This is a genomic window from Wolbachia endosymbiont of Tuta absoluta (genome assembly GCF_059414725.1).
The window spans coordinates 1-1665 of sequence record NZ_JBNRJY010000794.1 but is presented as its reverse complement, the minus strand read 5'-3'; the positions used below and the strand labels follow the sequence as shown (position 1 = coordinate 1665).

The 1665-nt window shown below is 52.9% G+C and carries 1 protein-coding gene and 1 rRNA gene; both read left to right on the top strand.

All coding sequences use genetic code 11. The features are described 5' to 3' along the window. Window positions 1-554: transcription termination/antitermination protein NusG (gene nusG, locus ACJ5GX_RS08125; RefSeq protein ID WP_495292896.1), on the top strand; the 554-nt coding region annotated here is incomplete at its 5' end. 367 nt (window positions 555-921) lie between these two features. Beyond that, window positions 922-1665: ribosomal RNA gene (locus ACJ5GX_RS08120) — 16S ribosomal RNA — on the top strand; the annotation flags it as partial.

Genomic DNA, 1665 nt, shown 5'->3' with positions numbered 1-1665 from the left:
GTTCTAAAATGTCTGAAGCTCCAAAAAAACGTTGGTACGTCGTTCAGGCGTTTTCCGGTTTTGAAGGTCGCGTAGCACAATCGCTGCGTGAACACATCAAACTGCACGATATGGAAGAGCTGTTCGGCGAAGTGATGGTGCCTACGGAAGAAGTGGTTGAAATCCGTGGCGGCCAACGTCGCAAGAGCGAGCGTAAATTCTTCCCTGGCTACGTGCTGGTGCAGATGGTGATGAATGACGCCAGCTGGCACCTGGTGCGCAGCGTACCGCGCGTCATGGGGTTCATCGGCGGTACGTCTGACCGTCCTGCGCCAATCAGCGATAAAGAAGTTGATGCGATCATGAACCGCCTGCAGCAGGTTGGTGACAAGCCGCGTCCGAAAACGCTGTTCGAACCGGGCGAGCTGGTGCGCGTCAACGACGGCCCGTTTGCCGACTTCAACGGTGTGGTCGAAGAAGTCGATTACGAGAAGAGCCGCCTGAAAGTTTCCGTTTCCATCTTTGGCCGTGCAACGCCGGTGGAACTGGACTTCAGCCAGGTTGAGAAAGGCTGATCGATCGTTTTTGCTGAAAATACCTGTTGCGGCCTGCGAGGAACTCCCTATAATGCGCCTCCATCGACACGGAACATGTGAACAACTTCACAGAGTATCCGGGGGTCGCAGAGAAAAAATCCTGAAAATTAGGGTTGACTCTGAAAGAGGAAAGCGTAATATACGCCACCTCGAGTTAGCAAGCGAAAGCGCCTAACTCACTGCTCTTTAACAATTTATCAGACAATCTGTGTGGGCACTCCACAAGACGATATCCAGCATCTTCGGATGCAAAAAAATATCAAGTCTTGAAGAGTGACTAACTGAAATAAAATTCATGCAGTAAATCTTTGAGCATCGCTTCTCGAGTGGAAGCAAATCAAGCTTTTAATTGAAGAGTTTGATCATGGCTCAGATTGAACGCTGGCGGCAGGCTTAACACATGCAAGTCGAGCGGTAGCACAGGGGAGCTTGCTCCCTGGGTGACGAGCGGCGGACGGGTGAGTAATGTCTGGGAAACTGCCTGATGGAGGGGGATAACTACTGGAAACGGTAGCTAATACCGCATAACGTCGCAAGACCAAAGAGGGGGACCTTCGGGCCTCTTGCCATCAGATGTGCCCAGATGGGATTAGCTAGTAGGTGGGGTAATGGCTCACCTAGGCGACGATCCCTAGCTGGTCTGAGAGGATGACCAGCCACACTGGAACTGAGACACGGTCCAGACTCCTACGGGAGGCAGCAGTGGGGAATATTGCACAATGGGCGCAAGCCTGATGCAGCCATGCCGCGTGTGTGAAGAAGGCCTTCGGGTTGTAAAGCACTTTCAGCGAGGAGGAAGGTGGTGAGCTTAATACGCTCATCAATTGACGTTACTCGCAGAAGAAGCACCGGCTAACTCCGTGCCAGCAGCCGCGGTAATACGGAGGGTGCAAGCGTTAATCGGAATTACTGGGCGTAAAGCGCACGCAGGCGGTTTGTTAAGTCAGATGTGAAATCCCCGGGCTCAACCTGGGAACTGCATTTGAAACTGGCAAGCTAGAGTCTCGTAGAGGGGGGTAGAATTCCAGGTGTAGCGGTGAAATGCGTAGAGATCTGGAGGAATACCGGTGGCGAAGGCGGCCCCCTGGAC